The 15810-nt window shown below is 68.3% G+C and carries 17 protein-coding genes and 1 tRNA gene; 5 read left to right on the top strand and 13 right to left on the bottom strand.

The features are described from left to right. Positions 1-98 precede the first annotated feature (98 nt). On the bottom strand, positions 99-1550 hold the full coding sequence (locus P6F26_RS06030) for an aldehyde dehydrogenase family protein (RefSeq protein WP_278027751.1): 1452 nt from the start codon (positions 1548-1550) through the stop codon (positions 99-101). A 97-nt stretch (positions 1551-1647) separates the two neighbouring features. On the opposite strand from P6F26_RS06030, the gene P6F26_RS06025 reads away from it, so the two are divergent. Beyond that, the gene (locus tag P6F26_RS06025; RefSeq protein WP_278027750.1) at positions 1648-2574 is read left to right on the top strand and encodes a LysR family transcriptional regulator; all 927 of its coding nucleotides are present in this window, start codon (positions 1648-1650) and stop codon (positions 2572-2574) included. Here the strand turns inward: P6F26_RS06025 and P6F26_RS06020 are convergent. Both P6F26_RS06020 and P6F26_RS06015 read right to left on the bottom strand, forming a co-directional pair. Further along, positions 2537-2613, bottom strand: a tRNA-Arg gene (locus P6F26_RS06020). The genes P6F26_RS06025 and P6F26_RS06020 overlap by 38 nt on opposite strands. Before the next feature lie 53 nt (positions 2614-2666). Next, entirely contained in the window at positions 2667-3155 is a 489-nt protein-coding gene (locus P6F26_RS06015; RefSeq protein WP_278027749.1) for a GNAT family N-acetyltransferase, read from the bottom strand. Between the two features lie 207 nt (positions 3156-3362). Here P6F26_RS06015 and P6F26_RS06010 point away from each other — a divergent pair, with 207 nt between their 5' ends. Continuing rightward, positions 3363-4229: a diguanylate cyclase domain-containing protein gene (locus P6F26_RS06010; protein WP_278027748.1), complete on the top strand. Its 867-nt coding sequence runs from the start codon at positions 3363-3365 to the stop codon at positions 4227-4229. 84 nt (positions 4230-4313) lie between these two features. Here the strand turns inward: P6F26_RS06010 and P6F26_RS06005 are convergent, their stop codons facing one another. Then, positions 4314-4625, bottom strand: coding sequence for an ETC complex I subunit (locus P6F26_RS06005; protein ID WP_278027747.1), 312 nt, complete (start codon positions 4623-4625; stop codon positions 4314-4316). Between the two features lie 363 nt (positions 4626-4988). Between P6F26_RS06005 and uvrB the strand changes: the two genes are divergently transcribed. Continuing rightward, a complete protein-coding gene (gene uvrB / locus P6F26_RS06000) occupies positions 4989-7181 on the top strand; it encodes an excinuclease ABC subunit UvrB (protein WP_278027746.1) in 2193 nt (730 codons plus the stop codon). Between the two features lie 112 nt (positions 7182-7293). Here the strand turns inward: uvrB and P6F26_RS05995 are convergent, their stop codons facing one another. After that, on the bottom strand, positions 7294-7575 hold the full coding sequence (locus P6F26_RS05995) for a GlsB/YeaQ/YmgE family stress response membrane protein (RefSeq protein WP_278027745.1): 282 nt from the start codon (positions 7573-7575) through the stop codon (positions 7294-7296). A gap of 87 nt (positions 7576-7662) precedes the next feature. Between P6F26_RS05995 and P6F26_RS05990 the strand changes: the two genes are divergently transcribed. Next, positions 7663-7932: a hypothetical protein gene (locus P6F26_RS05990; RefSeq protein WP_278027744.1), complete on the top strand. Its 270-nt coding sequence runs from the start codon at positions 7663-7665 to the stop codon at positions 7930-7932. On the opposite strand, the gene P6F26_RS05985 is transcribed toward P6F26_RS05990, so the two are convergent. Together P6F26_RS05985 and P6F26_RS05980 are read right to left on the bottom strand one after the other, a co-directional pair. Continuing rightward, positions 7929-8654 carry a ZIP family metal transporter gene (locus P6F26_RS05985; RefSeq protein WP_278027757.1) on the bottom strand — a complete coding sequence of 242 codons (726 nt, stop codon included), beginning with the start codon at positions 8652-8654 and terminating at the stop codon, positions 7929-7931. The two genes, P6F26_RS05990 and P6F26_RS05985, sit on opposite strands and share 4 nt — an antisense overlap. 144 nt (positions 8655-8798) lie before the next feature. Further along, a complete protein-coding gene (locus tag P6F26_RS05980) occupies positions 8799-9419 on the bottom strand; it encodes a rhodanese-like domain-containing protein (protein ID WP_278027743.1) in 621 nt (206 codons plus the stop codon). A 114-nt stretch (positions 9420-9533) separates the two neighbouring features. On the opposite strand from P6F26_RS05980, the gene P6F26_RS05975 reads away from it, so the two are divergent. Then, positions 9534-9977 (top strand): hypothetical protein, encoded by a 444-nt coding sequence (locus P6F26_RS05975; protein ID WP_278027742.1) that lies wholly within the window; start codon positions 9534-9536, stop codon positions 9975-9977. On the opposite strand, the gene P6F26_RS05970 is transcribed toward P6F26_RS05975, so the two are convergent. Genes P6F26_RS05970 through pstC form a run of 6 tightly spaced genes read right to left on the bottom strand, consistent with a single transcriptional unit; the run spans position 9958 to position 15779 of the window. Beyond that, a complete protein-coding gene (locus P6F26_RS05970; RefSeq protein ID WP_278027741.1) occupies positions 9958-10716 on the bottom strand; it encodes a winged helix-turn-helix transcriptional regulator in 759 nt (252 codons plus the stop codon). The genes P6F26_RS05975 and P6F26_RS05970 overlap by 20 nt on opposite strands. Then, positions 10709-11395 carry a phosphate regulon transcriptional regulator PhoB gene (gene phoB / locus P6F26_RS05965; RefSeq protein ID WP_278027740.1) on the bottom strand — a complete coding sequence of 229 codons (687 nt, stop codon included), beginning with the start codon at positions 11393-11395 and terminating at the stop codon, positions 10709-10711. The genes P6F26_RS05970 and phoB overlap by 8 nt, the downstream gene beginning before the upstream one ends. Positions 11396-11409: 14 nt before the next feature. Then, a complete protein-coding gene (gene phoU / locus P6F26_RS05960) occupies positions 11410-12132 on the bottom strand; it encodes a phosphate signaling complex protein PhoU (RefSeq protein WP_278027739.1) in 723 nt (240 codons plus the stop codon). Between the two features lie 22 nt (positions 12133-12154). Next, on the bottom strand, positions 12155-12943 hold the full coding sequence (gene pstB / locus P6F26_RS05955) for a phosphate ABC transporter ATP-binding protein PstB (protein WP_430736723.1): 789 nt from the start codon (positions 12941-12943) through the stop codon (positions 12155-12157). A gap of 29 nt (positions 12944-12972) precedes the next feature. Next, positions 12973-14322: a phosphate ABC transporter permease PstA gene (gene pstA / locus P6F26_RS05950; RefSeq protein ID WP_278027738.1), complete on the bottom strand. Its 1350-nt coding sequence runs from the start codon at positions 14320-14322 to the stop codon at positions 12973-12975. Then, the gene (gene pstC, locus P6F26_RS05945) at positions 14319-15779 is read right to left on the bottom strand and encodes a phosphate ABC transporter permease subunit PstC (protein WP_278027737.1); all 1461 of its coding nucleotides are present in this window, start codon (positions 15777-15779) and stop codon (positions 14319-14321) included. The genes pstA and pstC overlap by 4 nt, the downstream gene beginning before the upstream one ends. Between the last annotated feature and the right edge of the window lie 31 nt (positions 15780-15810).

The following is a 15810-nucleotide window of genomic DNA, read 5'->3' as shown; positions in this document are numbered from 1 at the left end:
GTGCACCGCGTCCACGCCCCCCTCGCGCATCTGGCGAAAGACCTTCCCGGACCAGTTGGCGTATTGCAGGGCGTCGATGCGCATGGCGGCGAGGCCGGTCATTCCGGCGCCCCCGCCGCGACGTATGCGGTCTTCACGGTGGTGTAGAACTCGGCGGCGTAGCGGCCCTGTTCGCGCGGCCCGTAGGACGACGCGCCCCGCCCGCCGAAGGGAACGTGGTAGTCGGTGCCCGCGGTCGGCAGGTTCACCATGACGCAGCCCGCGCGCATGTTGGCGCGGAAGTGCGCTGCCCGCGCCAGCGAACGCGTCATGATGCCCGCGGTCAGCCCGAAGGGCGTGTCGTTGGCGATGGCCAGCGCCTCGCCGTAGCTGCCGGCGCGCAGGACGCAGGTGATCGGCGCGAACATTTCCTCGCGGTTGATCCGCATGTCGTTCGTGGTGCCCGCGAAAACGGCGGGCGCCATGTAGTGACCCTCGGCCGGCATCTCCGGACGGTCGCCGCCGCACAGAAGCTCGGCCCCTTCGGCCTTGCCTGCCGCGATGTAGTCGAGGTTCTGCGTCAACTGCGCGCCGGACACCACCGGGCCGACCTGCGTGCCGTCTTCCAGCGCATGGCCCACGCGAAGCGCGCTGGCCGCCGCCACGAGCCTGTCCACGAAGGCGTCGTGGACGGCGTCATGCACGATCAGGCGCGAGGCTGCCGTGCATTTCTGCCCCGTGCCGCCGAAAGCCGCGTTGCAGGCATGGGCGACGGCCAGATCGAGATCGGCGTCGTCCATCACGATCATCGGGTTCTTCGAACCCATCTCCATCTGCATCTTCGTCATGTTGCCGATGGCTGCGGCGGCGATCTGCCGGCCAACGGGCACCGACCCGGTGAAGCTGATCGCGTCGATCCCGGGGCTTTCTGCAAGGCGCTGCCCCACACCGCCCCCCGGCCCCATGACGAGGTTGAAGACGCCGGCCGGCAGGTCCTGCCGCGCGATGATCTCGGTCAGCGCCACGGCGCTCGCGGGCGTCTGGTTCGCGGGCTTCCAGACCACGGCGTTTCCGAAGGCAAGCGCCGGCGCGATCTTCCACGCGGGCGTAGCGACCGGAAAGTTCCACGGGCTGATGATCGCCACCACGCCCACCGGTTCGCGCCGCACGTCGATCTCCACGCCGGGCCGCACGCTTTCGGCAAGATCGCCTTGGTTGCGAAGGACCTCGGCCGCGAAATAGGTGAAGAACTGGCCGGCGCGGTAGACCTCGCCGCGGCCTTCCGCCAGCGGCTTGCCCTCCTCGCGCGAGAGCAGCCGGCCGATCTCGTCGGCGCGCGCCATCAGCTCGGTGCCGATCGCCATGAGCGCGTCGTGCCGCTTCTGGATGCCGGCGGCCTGCCACAGCGGCTGCGCCGCGCGGGCCGCCGCGATCGCGGCGTCCAGCTGCGCGGCGTCGGCCTGCGCGTAGTGCCCGATCAGGTCCGACAGGTCGGAGGGGTTGCGGTTCTCGATCTCCGACGCGCCGCCGCACCAGGCACCATCAATGAAAAGGCCGTTCGCCCGCGTCATCCGGATTTCCCTCATTCGCAATCGAGGAAAACCATAGACAGGGGTGAATTATTCAGACAATCTTGAAGTATTGAAAGAAATTTCAGGATTTCTGAAATTGGCGATCAAGCTGGACATGCTGCGCGTCTTTCGCGTCGTGGCCGAACGCGGCTCGCTCAGCGAGGCCGCGAAGGTCCTGAACCGGACGCCCTCGGCGGTGTCGATGATGCTTGCGCAACTGGAGGACAACGTCGGCGCAAGGCTGTTCGAGACGGACCGGAAGAACCGCCTGACCCGGCTCGGCGAACTGATCCTGGCCGAGGCGATCCGCGCCACGGACGTCTTCAACAACAGCAGCGAGGCGATCACGCGGCTGGCGAAATCCAGCGGCGGCACCGTCCGCGTCGCGTCCGTGCCCTCGGCGATCGCGACACTGTTGCCACCGGTGATCGCGTCCTTTCGCGCCCGCCACGCAGATGTCCGCCTCGAGATCAGCGACGTCGACAGTGCGGCGGTGCGGCGGCGCATCCGCTTCGACGAGGCCGACATCGGCATCCTGACCGCCGATGACGAGGTTCGGACGGACGGCGTCGCGATCGCAAGCGACACGCTCGGCATCGTCTTTCTTCCAGGCGGCGCCATCGCACGGCGCCTCGCCGCGGCCCGCGCCGCGCCGTCATGGGACCTGCTGGACAGCGAGCCCCTGATCGTGAACCCGCTGTTCGGTCTTGTCGCCAACGCGGGCATCGCCCGGCTTGCGTCCGGCTGCAACCTGCAGGCGGCGAACACGACCGCGCTTCTGTGCTTCGTTCGGCAGGGGCTGGGCGCGACGATCCTGCCCGAAAGCGTGGTCCGGACGCTTGGCGCCGACCTCGGGTTCTGCCGCCCGACGGACCCCGAGACACGCCGCAACCTGCACATGATCTGCAATCCCGACCGCAGGATGAGCCCGGCCGCCGAGATCTTCTGGAACGCGGTCAGCGGCCTCGACGCACGGACGGGACACATGGCGACCCCTGAAGGACTCGAACCCTCAACCTGCTGATTAGAAGTCAGCTGCTCTATCCAGTTGAGCTAAGGGGCCGCTTGGGTTCCGTTTAGCGAAGCCGGGACGCCGCGTCCACGGGCACGCGGAGCTCAGAGGTCGCGGCACATGAAGACGCTTTGCGGGTCGGGCGCGTAGGCGCCGAAGGGCGGCGTCTCGACGAAGCCCGACCTTGCGTAAAGTGCGCGCGCCGGAGCCGAGGCCGGGCCGCTGCCGGTCTCGAGCCGGAGGCGCGCGACGCCCTCGCGCCGGGCGGCCTGCACGATCGCATCGAGGATCGCGCGCCCCGCGCCGGTCCCGCGCGCCTCCTGCAGGACGTGCATGGATTTCACCTCGGCCTCGTCCGGGGCGATCGGAACGTAGCCACCCATCGCGACCAGACGCCCCGCCGCCCAGCCGCCGAACAGGCGCACGTCCGCTGCTTCCAGCGCCGCGGCATCCATTCCATGATTGCTTTCGGGGTAATGCGCGGCCGAATGGGCCGCGTGATGCGCCATCAGCGCCTCGAGCCCCGCCGCGTCGAAGGCCAGTATCCCGACGCGCAATCCCCCGGACGTCTGTGCGCCGCCGTCTCGATCCATCCCGAACGCCATTCCACAACAAGGTGTTGGCAAGATCCCGCGAAACCGGCCTGCCGACAACTCGAAAACCGGTCCGGCCGCGTCGCGCCGATTGGTCGCGCCACACCGGCCGCCGAAAGGGTCGAGGCCCCAACCGGGGCGCGGCTTGGCCCAAGAAAAGACGGATTCGAGACAATTGTCGTGTCCGCAAAAAGTGCTGGAGTTACCATGAACCTGTATCATTTCATGTCGCGCGTCTTTCCACGGAGCTTCCGCGCCAAGGTCGCCTGCATCGCGTTTCTCGGGGTTCATGTGCCCCTCCTCGGCTTCATCGGCTACCTCGTCGCGATCAGCGGCTTCTCCGGACGCTACGACCTGATCGCGGTCGTGCTCGGGGCGACGCTGCTGGGAACGGTCGTCACGATTTTCGCGCTGGGGGTCATTCTTGCACCGCTTCGCGAGATCGAGGCGACGATGGCCGCAGTCGTGGACCGACGCCACATCGAGCAGCTGCCCGAGGACTACAAGGACGAACTGGGCAGCCTGATGCGCAGCGTCAACAGCCTGATCCGGGGAATGGAACGCCAGATCGAGCTGGCCGCGGCCTCCGCCGAGATCGATCATCTGACCGGCCTTCTCAATCGGAGGGGCTTCGAGAGGCTGGTGCCCGATCCCGCGTTCGGCGCGATCCTGTTCTTCGACCTCGATCGCTTCAAGATGCTGAACGACGCGTTGGGACACGCGGCCGGGGATGACGCGTTGCGGGCCTTTGCGCGCATCGCCTCGAGTCTGGCGCGCAGCGACGACGTGCTGGCGAGGCTCGGCGGCGAGGAATTCGCGCTTTACCTGCCCGGCGTCTCCGAGGACGTCGCGCTTGCGGTGGCCGAACGCATCCGCGCCGAGGTCGCCAACCAGTTGATCGTCGAGAACAGGCGCGTCACCGTGTCCGTCGGTGTCGCCCATGCGCCGATCACGGCGGTTCCGCGGGAGACGCTCATGGAGGCCGCGGACATGGCGATGTACGCGGCCAAGCAGGGCGGCCGGAACCGCGTGGCGCGTGTCGCCGATTCGCATACGGCCGTCGTCGCGGCCTGAAGGACCGCAGGGGACCCGGAAAGCGCGCGCTCAGGGGCGCGCCTGCCGGATGCGTGACAGGATGCGTGCTGGAAGGCGGACCGCCTAGTGCGTCCACTGACCCCGGCGGTTGGTCGCGAAATTCTCGCCATAGCCGCGCGGCCGGATGTTGGGCTTGCGCGTCTTGGGCTGGACCACGACGGCGTCGATCCCGTGATCGGCGGCATAGTCCTTCGCGGCCTCAAGCGTGTCGAAATGCAGCCTGACCTGGCTGTTCATGTCCGACGAGCTGGTCCACCCCATCAGGGGGTCGATCTGACGGGGGCTTTCGGACGCGAACTCCAGGACCCATTCGCGGGTCTTTGCCATGCCCGAGGACATGGCGGATTTCGCCGGGCGATAGATGCGCGCGCGCATGGGGCAACCTCTCGTTTCGCTGACGGCTTTATGCGGATCGTGGCGCGCGTTTTCAATCGCCAACCTGTCGCGGGCGGCGGCGGCGGCCGCGTCAGTGGATTGCCGGCCCGGATCGAGGGAGCGAGGGGTGGTGGATGATCGACCCGCGCCGGCAACCGCTTCTGCTGCTTGCCCCTGAAATGTAGAACAACGCAGGCACGAATGGCAACAATTTATTCGCCCTAAAGTTGTAAAGGGCACCCGGGCCCCGTGAAGGATTTGTTAACCTTTTGAGGACGCAAGGCGGGTCCGCGGCCTGCGACGCCGCCCACCCCTTGAAGGTGAACAAAATGCGATCATTCTAAGAGGGTCCGGAGGTGGTCGATGCACAACAACTCGCCAGAACAGATGCCCGATACGGGCCGTCCCGTGGCCGCGCTCCGCGAGCGGCTGAAGACGGAAGGCGGCAGGCCTTTCGTGATGAATTCCGAATACGAGCCCGCGGGCGACCAGCCCACGGCCATCGCCGAGCTGTCGCAGGGGATCCGCGATCTCGACCGCAACCAGGTGCTGCTGGGGGCGACGGGCACAGGCAAGACCTTCACGATGGCCAAGGTCATCGAGGAGACGCAGCGCCCCGCCATCATCCTCGCGCCCAACAAGACGCTGGCCGCCCAGCTTTACGGCGAGTTCAGGGGCTTCTTCCCGGAAAACGCGGTCGAGTACTTCGTCAGCTACTACGACTACTACCAGCCCGAGGCCTACGTTCCGCGCTCGGACACCTACATCGAGAAGGAAAGCCAGATCAACGAGCAGATCGACCGGATGCGCCACTCGGCCACCCGCGCGCTTCTGGAACGCGACGACGTGATCATCGTGGCCTCAGTCTCGTGCATCTACGGCATCGGCTCGGTCGAGACCTACGGAGCGATGACGCAGGACCTGCACGCCGGCCGCGACTACGACCAGCGCCGCGTCATGGCAGACCTGGTGGCCCAGCAATACCGCCGCAACGACCAGGCCTTCCAGCGCGGCAGCTTCCGGGTGCGCGGCGACAGCCTCGAGGTCTGGCCCGCCCACCTCGAGGACCGGGCGTGGCGGCTGTCCTTCTTTGGCGAGGAGCTTGAAGGCATCACCGAGTTCGATCCGCTCACCGGGCAGAAGACCGACACGTTCGAGCGCATCCGCATCTACGCCAACTCCCACTACGTCACGCCGCGCCCGACGCTCCAGCAGGCGATGAAGGGCATCAAGGCCGAACTTGCGCAGCGGCTCGAACAACTTGTGGGCGAGGGCAAGCTTCTCGAGGCGCAGCGGCTGGAACAGCGCACGAATTTCGACCTCGAGATGCTGGAGGCCACCGGCGCCTGCAACGGGATCGAGAACTATTCGCGCTATTTGACGGGACGCGCGCCGGGCGAGCCGCCGCCGACGCTGTTCGAATACATTCCCGACAACGCCATCGTCTTCGCCGATGAAAGCCACGTCTCGGTGCCGCAGATCGGCGGCATGTATCGCGGCGACTACCGGCGCAAGTTCACGCTGGCCGAACACGGCTTCCGCCTGCCCTCGTGCATGGACAACCGCCCCCTGAAGTTCGAGGAATGGGACGCGATGCGCCCGCAATCGGTCTTCGTGTCGGCCACCCCCTCGGACTGGGAGCTGGAGCAGTCGGGCGGCGTCTTCACCGAACAGGTGATCCGCCCCACCGGCCTGATCGACCCGCAGGTCGAGATCCGTCCCGTGGAGATGCAGGTGGACGACCTGCTCGACGAGATCCGCAAGACCGCCGAGAAGGGCTACCGCGTGCTCGCCACGGTGCTGACGAAGCGCATGGCCGAGGACCTGACGGAATACCTGCACGAACAGGGCATCCGCGTGCGCTACATGCACTCCGACATCGACACGCTCGAGAGGATCGAGATCCTGCGCGACCTGCGCCTCGGGGCTTTCGACGTCCTCGTGGGCATCAACCTGCTGCGCGAGGGGCTCGACATTCCCGAATGCGGTCTGGTGGCCATTCTCGATGCCGACAAGGAGGGGTTCCTGCGATCGGAGACCTCGCTGATCCAGACCATCGGCCGGGCGGCGCGGAATGCCGAGGGGCGTGTCATCATGTATGCCGACCGCATCACCGGCTCGATGGAACGCGCCATGCGCGAGACCGACCGCAGGCGCGCCAAGCAGATGGAATACAACGAGAAGCACGGCATCACGCCGGCCACGATCCGCAAGAACGTCGAGGACATCCTGGCGGGCGTCTACCAGGGCGACGTGGACATGAACCGGGTGACGGCGAAGGTCGACAAGCCGCTGGTTGGCGCGAACCTGCAGGCGCATCTGGACGGCCTGCGCGAGAAGATGCGCAAGGCTGCCGAGAACCTCGAATTCGAGGAGGCCGCGCGTCTCCGCGACGAGGTCAAGCGGCTGGAGACGGTGGAGCTTGCCGTCGCGGACGATCCGCTGGCACGGCAATCCGCCGTCGAGGCGGCGGTGGAGGCCGGATCGAAGGCGGGCGGCCGAAGCACGGCAGGCCGCCCGGGCCAGCGCGGAGGCAAGGCGCGGCGGGCGAGGTGAGCCTGCCCCATGGCCGCGAAAAGCTGGTGGGCCACGGCCGGTCCCGCCACGCAATGGACAGGCGGATGCTGCGCGATCCCCGTCTTGCAGGGCCTGCCTTGGGCCCTGCCCCTCACCGCTTCGCGTCGCGCCTCAGGCCCGCGACGATCGCCAGCACCACAATCGAGAAGGCCGTCCCGAGCGCGAGGATCAGGATCAGTCCGCCCGCCGCCAGCGCCGTGAGGCCGAGGGCCGCAAGCACGAAGGGCGCCGCGACCGCCGCCACGATCCCCACCGAGACATAAAGCGCCGTCGGTCCGAGCGTGACGCGGCTTGCGATATAGCCCGCCACCGCGCCGATCAGGATGAGGAAGATCAGGGCCGCCGCGCCCACCACGTCGAAAAAGGCTTCCATGTCGTCTCTCCGGTTGTGCCGCCCCGATCAACCGTGGAACGCGGCGGAACGTTCCCGCGACGCTGCGCGCGGTGGTAGGCTTGGGTCATGGATGCCCCCCTCGCCCTGAGCGCGACGCACAGCCACCTCTTCCCCGGAGCGCGCGGCCACGCCGAGGCGCCGCTGCGCGACGGGCCGGTGACGCTTGCCTTCGCCGACGGCACCCGCGTGGCGGGATGGCTTCGCGGCGGCCGTCTTGGCCTCGAGGCGCACGAGACGGCGAAGGGTGCGAAGATGCCGGCGAAATGCTGGAGCGTCGAGGCGGGACCGCCCGGCCCCGACGGCCGCGTGCCCTTCCGCGTGGCGGCGCGCGCCTAGACGCCCAGCCAGACGTCGAGGAACAGCATCACCACAAGCCCCACGGCCAGGCCCGTCGTGGCAAGGTTCTGGTGCCCGGCGCGGTGCGTCTCGGGGATGATCTCGTGGCTGATGACGTACAGCATCGCCCCCGCCGCGAAGGCGAGGCCCCAGGGCAGGAGCGGCTCGGACACCACGATCACGCCCGCGCCCAGGACGCCGCCGATCGGCTCGACCATGCCCGTCAGCGCGGCGATGAGGAAGGCGCGCCGCCTGGGATAGCCCTCGCCCAGCAGCGCCACCGCGACGGCCAGCCCCTCGGGCATGTTCTGCAGCCCGATGCCCATCGCAAGCGGCAGGCCACCCTCGAAGCCCTTGGCGCCGAAGCCCACGCCCACGGCGAGGCCCTCGGGGAAGTTGTGGATCGTGATCGCGATGACGAACAGCCAGATCCGCCTGAGCGACGCCCCCTCGGGACCCTCGCGGCCGGACCGGAAATGCTCGTGCGGGAGAAGCTCGTTCATCAGGTGGACGCCCCCCATGCCGAGAAGGATCCCGGCGCAGACGATCGCCGCCGGCACCGCGCCCGAGAAATCCTCGGCCGCCGCATCGAGCGCGGGAAGGATCAGCGAGAAGAAAGACGCCGCCAGCATCACCCCCGCGGCGAAGCCGAGCGAAAGGTCGCGCATCGCGCGCCCCGGCATACGCCCGAAAAGGACGGGCACCGCGCCCGCGGCCGTCATGGACCCGGCGGCAAGACTGCCGAGCAAGCCCAGAAGGATCGGTGACACGGAAACGCGCCCTTTCGCTTCGGATCTGAATAAGGCCGGACCGCCAGCCGGCCGGGAACGGACGCCCGGCGGTCCTTGCGCCCTATCGGGCCGGGATCATTGCGCGGGGATCACCGAAAGATCGCCCGGCACCACGGTCAGCCCCAGCATGTTCCAGTTCTGCATCCCGCCCCGGTAGTAGGAGATGTTTTCCGCCGGGAAGCCCGCATCGATCATGTTGCGGGCCGCGGTGGGCGACTGCCCGCACCACGGGCCGTTGCAGAACAGGACGACCTGCGGAAGATCGCCCTCGCAGATCCAGCCGTCGAAGTCGATCGTGCAGCCCAGCTCGCCCAGCCGGGCCTCGGCCTCGTTGTAGGGCATCGAGATCGCGCCCGGAATGGTCCCGGCCTCGAATTCCGGCGTGATGCGGCCGTCGATGACCAGCGTGCCGGGGTCCTGCAAGGCGGCAAGGACCTCCAGCTCGCCCACCGGGGTGACGCCCTCGGCGGGGATCATCGGCTGGATGCAGAACACCGGACAGGGCCGCGACGTCAGGGACCAGTCGCCTTCGAGCCGCGCGTCGTTGTCCTGTTCGCGCATGATCTCGACCGGGCCGCTCGCCGTCTCGACCGTCACCGACATCATGTCGGAGGTGATGCCGACCGGTTCGGCCGATGCGGCCCCGGCCAGCGAGACGCCGAGCGCGGCCGCGAGGGTGAATGCCATTCGTGCCATCGTGTTCCTCCCTTTGCTGCGATACCCTCAGGTTCGTCGCATTGGTTGGCCCAGTCAACTCATGTGCGCGGGCCACGCCCTTGCCCAAAGCCCGCGCCGCGCCATAACCAAGGCATGACGAGACGCATCGCAGGCCTCGCGCTCCTGGTGATCCTGGCGCAGTTTCCCGCCCATGCCTGGCAGGCGGGCGTCGAGGGGCGGCTGTGCACGCTGGAGCATTCGGGCGAGGCGGGCGAGGTGCGCCTGACCTACGACCCGGCCCTGCCCCTCTATACCATCGCCCTCACCCGCGACGCGCCATGGCCCGAGGCGGCGTTCTTCGAGATCCGCTTCATCGGCGCGGCGTCGGGCACGATCTCGACCACGCGGCATGTCCTGTCGGACGGCGGACGGACGCTGACGGTGACGGACCGGGGATTCGGAAACGTCCTCGACGGGCTGGAGTTCAATTCAGCCGCGGTCGCGGTCGCAGGCGTCTCGCAGGCCGCCTTCGATCTTGCCGGGGCGGCTCCCGAGGTGGCGGCGTTCCGCGCCTGCCTCACCGCTCCGGCGGCATGAGGCGCGCGGGGCCGGGAACCAGCGCATAGCCCACGCCACGCACCGTGCGGATCGGATCGAGACCCAGTGCCGCGACCAGATGGCGCCGCGCGCGGCTCACGCGGGTATCGATGGCGCGGATGTCGTTGCGCGACCTGCGCCCGAAGACGAGGGCGTGAAGCCGTCCGCGGTCCCATACCGCGCCTGGGTCGTCCATCATCGCGCCGATCACCCCGAAGGTCTCGAGGCTGAGGGCCGTGGCCGCGCCGCGGATCGCGAAGGTCAGGCAGCCCTCGTCGAGCACCAGATCGCCATGCGCGATCCGCCCCGCCATCGCTTGCGGCCGGCACCTGCGCATCAGCGCCCGCAGCGTCAGGACGACCTCCGCCTCCGTGTCGCGCGGCGCGACATGGTCGGCGATGACGCCCGGCGGAAGGTCCCAGCTTCGTCCCTCGCCGTCGTCCAGCAGAAGAACGCCGATGCTCGCTGTGCGGGACGCCGCGGCCACGCGCGACAGGAAGGCCGGGGGCGTGTCGGCGCTGGCCATCAGGACGTAGTCGGGCCGCGCTTCGGCGACGCTCGCGATCAGCGCCTCGGGACTGTCCATGAGGGCAAGACCGGGAAGGACGGCGCCGTGCGCGGCGAGGAACGGACGGAGCGCGGGCTGGAACCCGGCGGAAAGGCCAAGGACCCCCGGCGCGTCCGCATCCGCCACGGCGCCCGCGGGGCGGGCGCGCGCGGAGGCGGAGGTCTCAGCCAAGCGCGTAGCCGGCACCCCGCACGGTGCGGATCGGGTCGCCCGCATCGGCCGCCCTCAGCGCCTTGCGAAGTCGTCCCACATGCACGTCCACAGTGCGGCTGTCGACGTAGATATCACGGCCCCAGACCCGGTCGAGAAGCTGCTCGCGGCTCCAGACGCGGCCGGGGCGCTCCATGAAGGCGGTCAGCAGGCGGAACTCGGTCGGCCCGAGGCTCAGGCTGATGCCGTCGCGGTAGACGCGGTGCTCGGCCAGATCCACGAGGATGTCCTCGAATTCCAGCCGCTCGCCCACGGTGGCGGGCCGGGTGCGCCGCAGCTGCGTGCGCAGGCGCGCGAGAAGCTCGGCGATCGAATAGGGCTTCACCACATAGTCGTCCGCCCCCGTCTCGAGACCGCGGACCTTGTCCGTCTCCTCGGAGCGGGCGGACAGCATGATGACCGGGATGCGCGCGGTGTCGCCGGACATCTTGAGCTGGCGGCACACCTCGATGCCCGAGACGTTGGGCAGCATCCAGTCGAGGATGACGACGTCGGGCGGGGTCTCGCGCACGATCACGAGGGCCTCGTCGCCCGCCTCGGCGGTCATCACCTCGTAGCCCTCGGCGCGGATGTTGTAGGCAAGGACCTCGCGTTGCGCGGGTTCGTCCTCGACCACGAGGATCAGGGGTTCGCCGGCCATCCCTCAGGCCTCCGTCACGACCTGGGCGGCGCGCCGTCGGGCGCGGGCACGGTCGTGTGCTTGGGACGCTCCTCGTCCGGCGCGTCGCCCGTGACCATGTAGATCACCTGCTCGGCGATCGAGGTCGCGTGGTCGCCCATGCGCTCGATGTTCTTGGCCATGAAATGCAGGTGCATGCAGGTGGTGATGTTGCGCGGGTCCTCCATCATGAAGGTCAGGTATTCGCGGAACAGCGCCGAATACATCTGGTCGACCTCCAGATCGCGCTCGCGCACGTCCATCGCCTTGTCGGCGTCGTGCTGGATGTAGGCGTCCAGGACGTCCTTCAGCATCAGCTCGACCTGCCGCGCCATCCGCCGGAGCGAGGCGCCCGTGCCTGTGACGGGAGGCTGGTCCATGATGGCCTCGGACCGCTTGGCGATGTTCTTGGCGTAGTCGCCGATCCGCTCGAGGTTGTTGGAGATGCGGAAGACCGACAGCACCGTGCGCAGGTCCGACGCGATGGGCTGGCGCTGAGCGATGATGCGCGCGGCCTCCTCGTTGATCTGGTCGTCGAGCGCGTCGATCGCGACGTCGCCGTTGCGCACTTCGCGCGCAAGCTCGGGGTCGCGCGCCTCGAAGGCCTGCGCGGACTTGGCGATGGCATCCTCGACCAGACCGCCCATGCGCATGATCTTGGCCTGGATGCCTTCGAGGTCGCGGTCGAAGCCTGAGACGATGTGTTCGGTGGGGGCCATGGAGGACGTCCTGGAATGAGGGTCAGCCGATCCGGCCGGTGATGTAGCTTTCGGTGCGCGGATCGTCGGGATTGGTGAAGATCTTCGAGGTGTCGTCGTATTCGACCAGCTCGCCCAGGTGGAAGAACGCCGTCTTCTGGCTGACGCGGGCGGCCTGCTGCATCGAGTGCGTGACGATGACGACCGAGAACCGCGAACGCAGCTCGTCGATGAGTTCCTCGACCTGCGCCGTCGCGATGGGGTCGAGCGCCGAGCACGGCTCGTCCATCAGCAGGACCTCGGGGTTGGTGGCGACGGCCCGCGCGATGCACAGGCGCTGCTGCTGGCCACCCGACAGGCCGGTGCCGGGGGCCTGGAGCCGGTCCTTCACCTCTTCCCACAGCGCGGCGCGGCGCAGCGACTTCTCTACGATCCGGTCGAGGTCGGCCTTGTTCGAGGACAGGCCGTGGATGCGCGGGCCGTAGGCCACGTTGTCGTAGATCGACTTGGGGAACGGGTTGGGCTTCTGGAAGACCATGCCGACCTTGGCGCGCAGCTGCACCGGGTCCACGCGCTTGTCGTAGATGTCCTCGCCGTCGAGGGTGATCTCGCCGGTGACGCGGGCGATGTCGATGGTGTCGTTCATCCGGTTCAGGCAGCGCAGGAAGGTGGACTTGCCGCAGCCCGAGGGACCGATGAAGGCCGTCACGGTCTTGTCCTGGATGTCCACGTCCACGTTCCTGATCGCGTGCGTGTCGCCGTAGAAGACGTCGACACCGCGCGCCTTCATCTTGATGTCGAGTTCGTCCACGTCCCGCCCCGCAATCCGCATGTCGTTCATATTGGTATCCTCCATGACCCTTACCACCTGCGCTCGAACCGGCGACGAAGGAGAATGGCGAGAGCGTTCATGAAAATCAGGAAGACGAGCAGCACGATGATCGCGCCCGAGGCCCTCTCGACAAAGCCTGGGTCGGATCGCTGCGTCCAGTTGTAGACCTGCACGGGAAGCGCGGAGGCCGCGTCGAAAAGGCCCTCGGGGGGCGGCGCGGGGAACTCGCGCACGAAGGCCACCATGCCGATCAGCAGAAGCGGCGCGGTCTCGCCCAGCGCCTGCGCGAGGCCGATGATCGTTCCGGTGAGGATGCCGGGCGCGGCCAGCGGCAGGACGTGGTGGAACACGCTCTGCATCTTCGACGCGCCGAGGCCCAGCGCCGCCTGCCGGATCGACGGCGGCACCGCGCGCAGGCTCGCGCGGGTGGCGATGATGATCGTCGGCAGCGTCATCAGCGTCAGCACGAGGCCGCCCACGATCGGCGCCGATTGCGGCAGGCCCGCGAAGTTGATGAAGATGGCGAGGCCGAGGATGCCGAACACGATGGACGGCACGGCGGCGAGGTTCGAGATGTTCACCTCGATCAGGTCCGTGAACCGGTTTCTCGGCGCGAATTCCTCGAGGTAGATCGAGGCCGCGACGCCGATCGGCAGCGCGAGGGCCAGCACCACGAGCATCATGTAGAGCGAGCCGATGATCGCGACGCCGAGGCCGGCCGCCTCGGGCCGCTGGCCCGAAGCGTCAGGCGCGGTGATGAACGACCAGTTGAAGCGGGTGACGATGTCGCCGCGCTCGGCCAGCGCCTGCGCCAGCAGCAGCTGCTCGGGGGTCACGTTGCTGTCGCGCTCGGCCGAGGCCATGGTGACGCGGCCCTTGAAGAAGCCGTCGATCCGTCCGCCGGCAAGGATCTCCACCTCGATGGTCTGCCCGACGAGGTCGGGGTTGGCGAGGACCTGCGCGCGAAGCCGCGCCGGGGCCTCCTCCGAGATCATGCCGGCGATGTCGCGCAGCGGCACGTCATGCTCGATGCCCTGCGCCTCGACATGATCGGCGAAGGCCTGCGCCAGCACCGGCAGGTAGCCGAACGTCGTCACGCGCGCCATTTCGGCGGGGTCGCGGTTGCCCTCGGGGTCCAGCCGGTCGGCCTCGAGCGCGACGGGAAACGAGATGAAGGTCTGCCGGAACGCGCTTGCCCCGTTCGACAGGATCGAGATCAGAAGCAGGATCAGCGCCAGCACGCCCACCGTCACGGCCGCCATGCCGTAGGCGCGGAAACGCGCCTCGGACTTGTTGCGGCGGCGCGTGCGCTCGTCCTGCGCCAGCAGCGATCCCGCCTTCTTCGGACGAGGCGCGTCCGGGACGGTGGCGTCGGTCATTCGTACTGCTCCCGGTACTTGCGGACGATGTAGAGGGCGAGGACGTTCAGCCCGAGCGTGATGACGAAAAGCGTGAGGCCGAGCGCGAAGGCCACCAGCGCCTCGGGGCTCTCGAAGTTCGTGTCGCCCGTAAGCTGGCCCACGATCTTCACCGTCACCGTCGTCATCGCCTCGAACGGGTTGAGGCTGAGCCGGGCGGCCGCGCCCGCTCCGAGCACGACGATCATGGTCTCGCCGATGGCGCGCGAGGCCGCCAGAAGGATCGCGCCGACGATGCCAGGAAGGGCGGCGGGCAGGATCACCTGCTTGATCGTCTCGGACTGCGTGGCGCCTAGCCCGTAGGAGCCGTCGCGCAGGGACTGCGGCACGGCGTTGATGATGTCATCGGACAGCGAGGAGACGAAGGGGATCAGCATGACCCCCATGACGATGCCGGCCGTCATCACGCTCGACGAGGAATTGCCGAGGCCCAGCGGCTCGGCGAAGTAGTCGCGCAGGAGCGGGCCGACCGTGATCAGCGCGAAGAGGCCGTAGACGATGGTGGGGATGCCCGCGAGGATCTCGATCATCGGCTTGGCGAAGGAGCGGACCCTGCTTGAGGCGTATTCCGCCATGTAGATCGCCGCAAAGAGGCCGACCGGCACCGAGACCAGAAGCGCGATCACCGAAATGTAGAGCGTGCCCCACAGAAGCGGGATAAGCCCAAGGTCGGACCCGCCCTCGAAGCTCGGGCGCCACTCGAGGCCGAAGAAGAACTGCTGCCAGGGGTAGAGCTCGAAGAAATTGAACGTCTCGAACAGCATCGACAGCACGATGCCCACCGTCGTCAGGATCGCGATGGTGGACGCCAGAAGCAGGATCGCGAGGATCGCGTATTCGACGGAGTTGCGCGCGCGGAATTCCTCGTGCGTGCGCGAGTAGGCATAGCCGAGGCCGATCGCAGACAGAAGCAGGACGACGCCCGTCATCGCCGCAGTGCCCGTCGCGGTCATCGCCCGGTATTCCTGGGCGGCGCGCAGGACGGGGGCGGACACCTCGGTGCCAAGCGCCACGCCCGCTTCGCCGAGGCGGCCACGGATGTCGGTGGCCTCGCTGCTGAGGTTGCGTGCCTCGTCCTGGGTCAGGGCACCGCGCTGGATGGCGGTGTCGATCCCTTCGGCAAGGCGCCGCACCTCGGTCATGACGAGGCCGCGCGTCCCGGTCTCGGAGATCGCGCTGTCGGGGATGAGGGAGGTCACGGACCGCTCGATCACGAGGGGCTGGATGATCAGCCAGACGGCCAGAACCAGAAGCGCGGGCACGGTCGCGAGGATGAAGGCGTTGGCCCCGTAATACCCCGGAAGCGAATGCAGCCGCCGCGCATCGCCGCCTGCGCTTGCGATCGCCTTGCGGCGGCCGAGCACGTAGCCGGCGGCGCCGAGCGCGAGAACGATGGAGACGATCCAGAGAAGCGGCATGGGGAAAGCCCGGTCTAGTGCGAAAGGCGGG

The organism is Roseicyclus salinarum, from assembly GCF_029624655.1.
Taxonomy (GTDB): Bacteria; Pseudomonadota; Alphaproteobacteria; order Rhodobacterales; family Rhodobacteraceae; genus Roseibacterium; species Roseibacterium salinarum.
This window is presented reverse-complemented; position numbering and strand designations above follow the sequence as displayed.

What these genes read in the sequence shown, in the direction of transcription:
- P6F26_RS05980 (WP_278027743.1), bottom strand. Translation starts at nt 9,419, where the DNA reads ATGGCACGAATGGCATTCACCCTCGCGGCCGCGCTCGGCGTCTCGCTG.
- P6F26_RS06010 (WP_278027748.1), top strand. Translation starts at nt 3,363, where the DNA reads ATGAACCTGTATCATTTCATGTCGCGCGTCTTTCCACGGAGCTTCCGC.
- pstC (WP_278027737.1), bottom strand. Translation starts at nt 15,779, where the DNA reads ATGCCGCTTCTCTGGATCGTCTCCATCGTTCTCGCGCTCGGCGCCGCC.
- phoB (WP_278027740.1), bottom strand. Translation starts at nt 11,395, where the DNA reads ATGGCCGGCGAACCCCTGATCCTCGTGGTCGAGGACGAACCCGCGCAA.
- pstA (WP_278027738.1), bottom strand. Translation starts at nt 14,322, where the DNA reads ATGACCGACGCCACCGTCCCGGACGCGCCTCGTCCGAAGAAGGCGGGA.
- P6F26_RS05975 (WP_278027742.1), top strand. Translation starts at nt 9,534, where the DNA reads ATGACGAGACGCATCGCAGGCCTCGCGCTCCTGGTGATCCTGGCGCAG.
- P6F26_RS06015 (WP_278027749.1), bottom strand. Translation starts at nt 3,155, where the DNA reads ATGGATCGAGACGGCGGCGCACAGACGTCCGGGGGATTGCGCGTCGGG.
- phoU (WP_278027739.1), bottom strand. Translation starts at nt 12,132, where the DNA reads ATGGCCCCCACCGAACACATCGTCTCAGGCTTCGACCGCGACCTCGAA.
- P6F26_RS05995 (WP_278027745.1), bottom strand. Translation starts at nt 7,575, where the DNA reads ATGGAAGCCTTTTTCGACGTGGTGGGCGCGGCGGCCCTGATCTTCCTC.
- pstB (WP_430736723.1), bottom strand. Translation starts at nt 12,943, where the DNA reads ATGCGGATTGCGGGGCGGGACGTGGACGAACTCGACATCAAGATGAAG.
- uvrB (WP_278027746.1), top strand. Translation starts at nt 4,989, where the DNA reads ATGCACAACAACTCGCCAGAACAGATGCCCGATACGGGCCGTCCCGTG.
- P6F26_RS05985 (WP_278027757.1), bottom strand. Translation starts at nt 8,654, where the DNA reads ATGACGGCCGCGGGCGCGGTGCCCGTCCTTTTCGGGCGTATGCCGGGG.
- P6F26_RS05990 (WP_278027744.1), top strand. Translation starts at nt 7,663, where the DNA reads ATGGATGCCCCCCTCGCCCTGAGCGCGACGCACAGCCACCTCTTCCCC.
- P6F26_RS06030 (WP_278027751.1), bottom strand. Translation starts at nt 1,550, where the DNA reads ATGACGCGGGCGAACGGCCTTTTCATTGATGGTGCCTGGTGCGGCGGC.
- P6F26_RS06005 (WP_278027747.1), bottom strand. Translation starts at nt 4,625, where the DNA reads ATGCGCGCGCGCATCTATCGCCCGGCGAAATCCGCCATGTCCTCGGGC.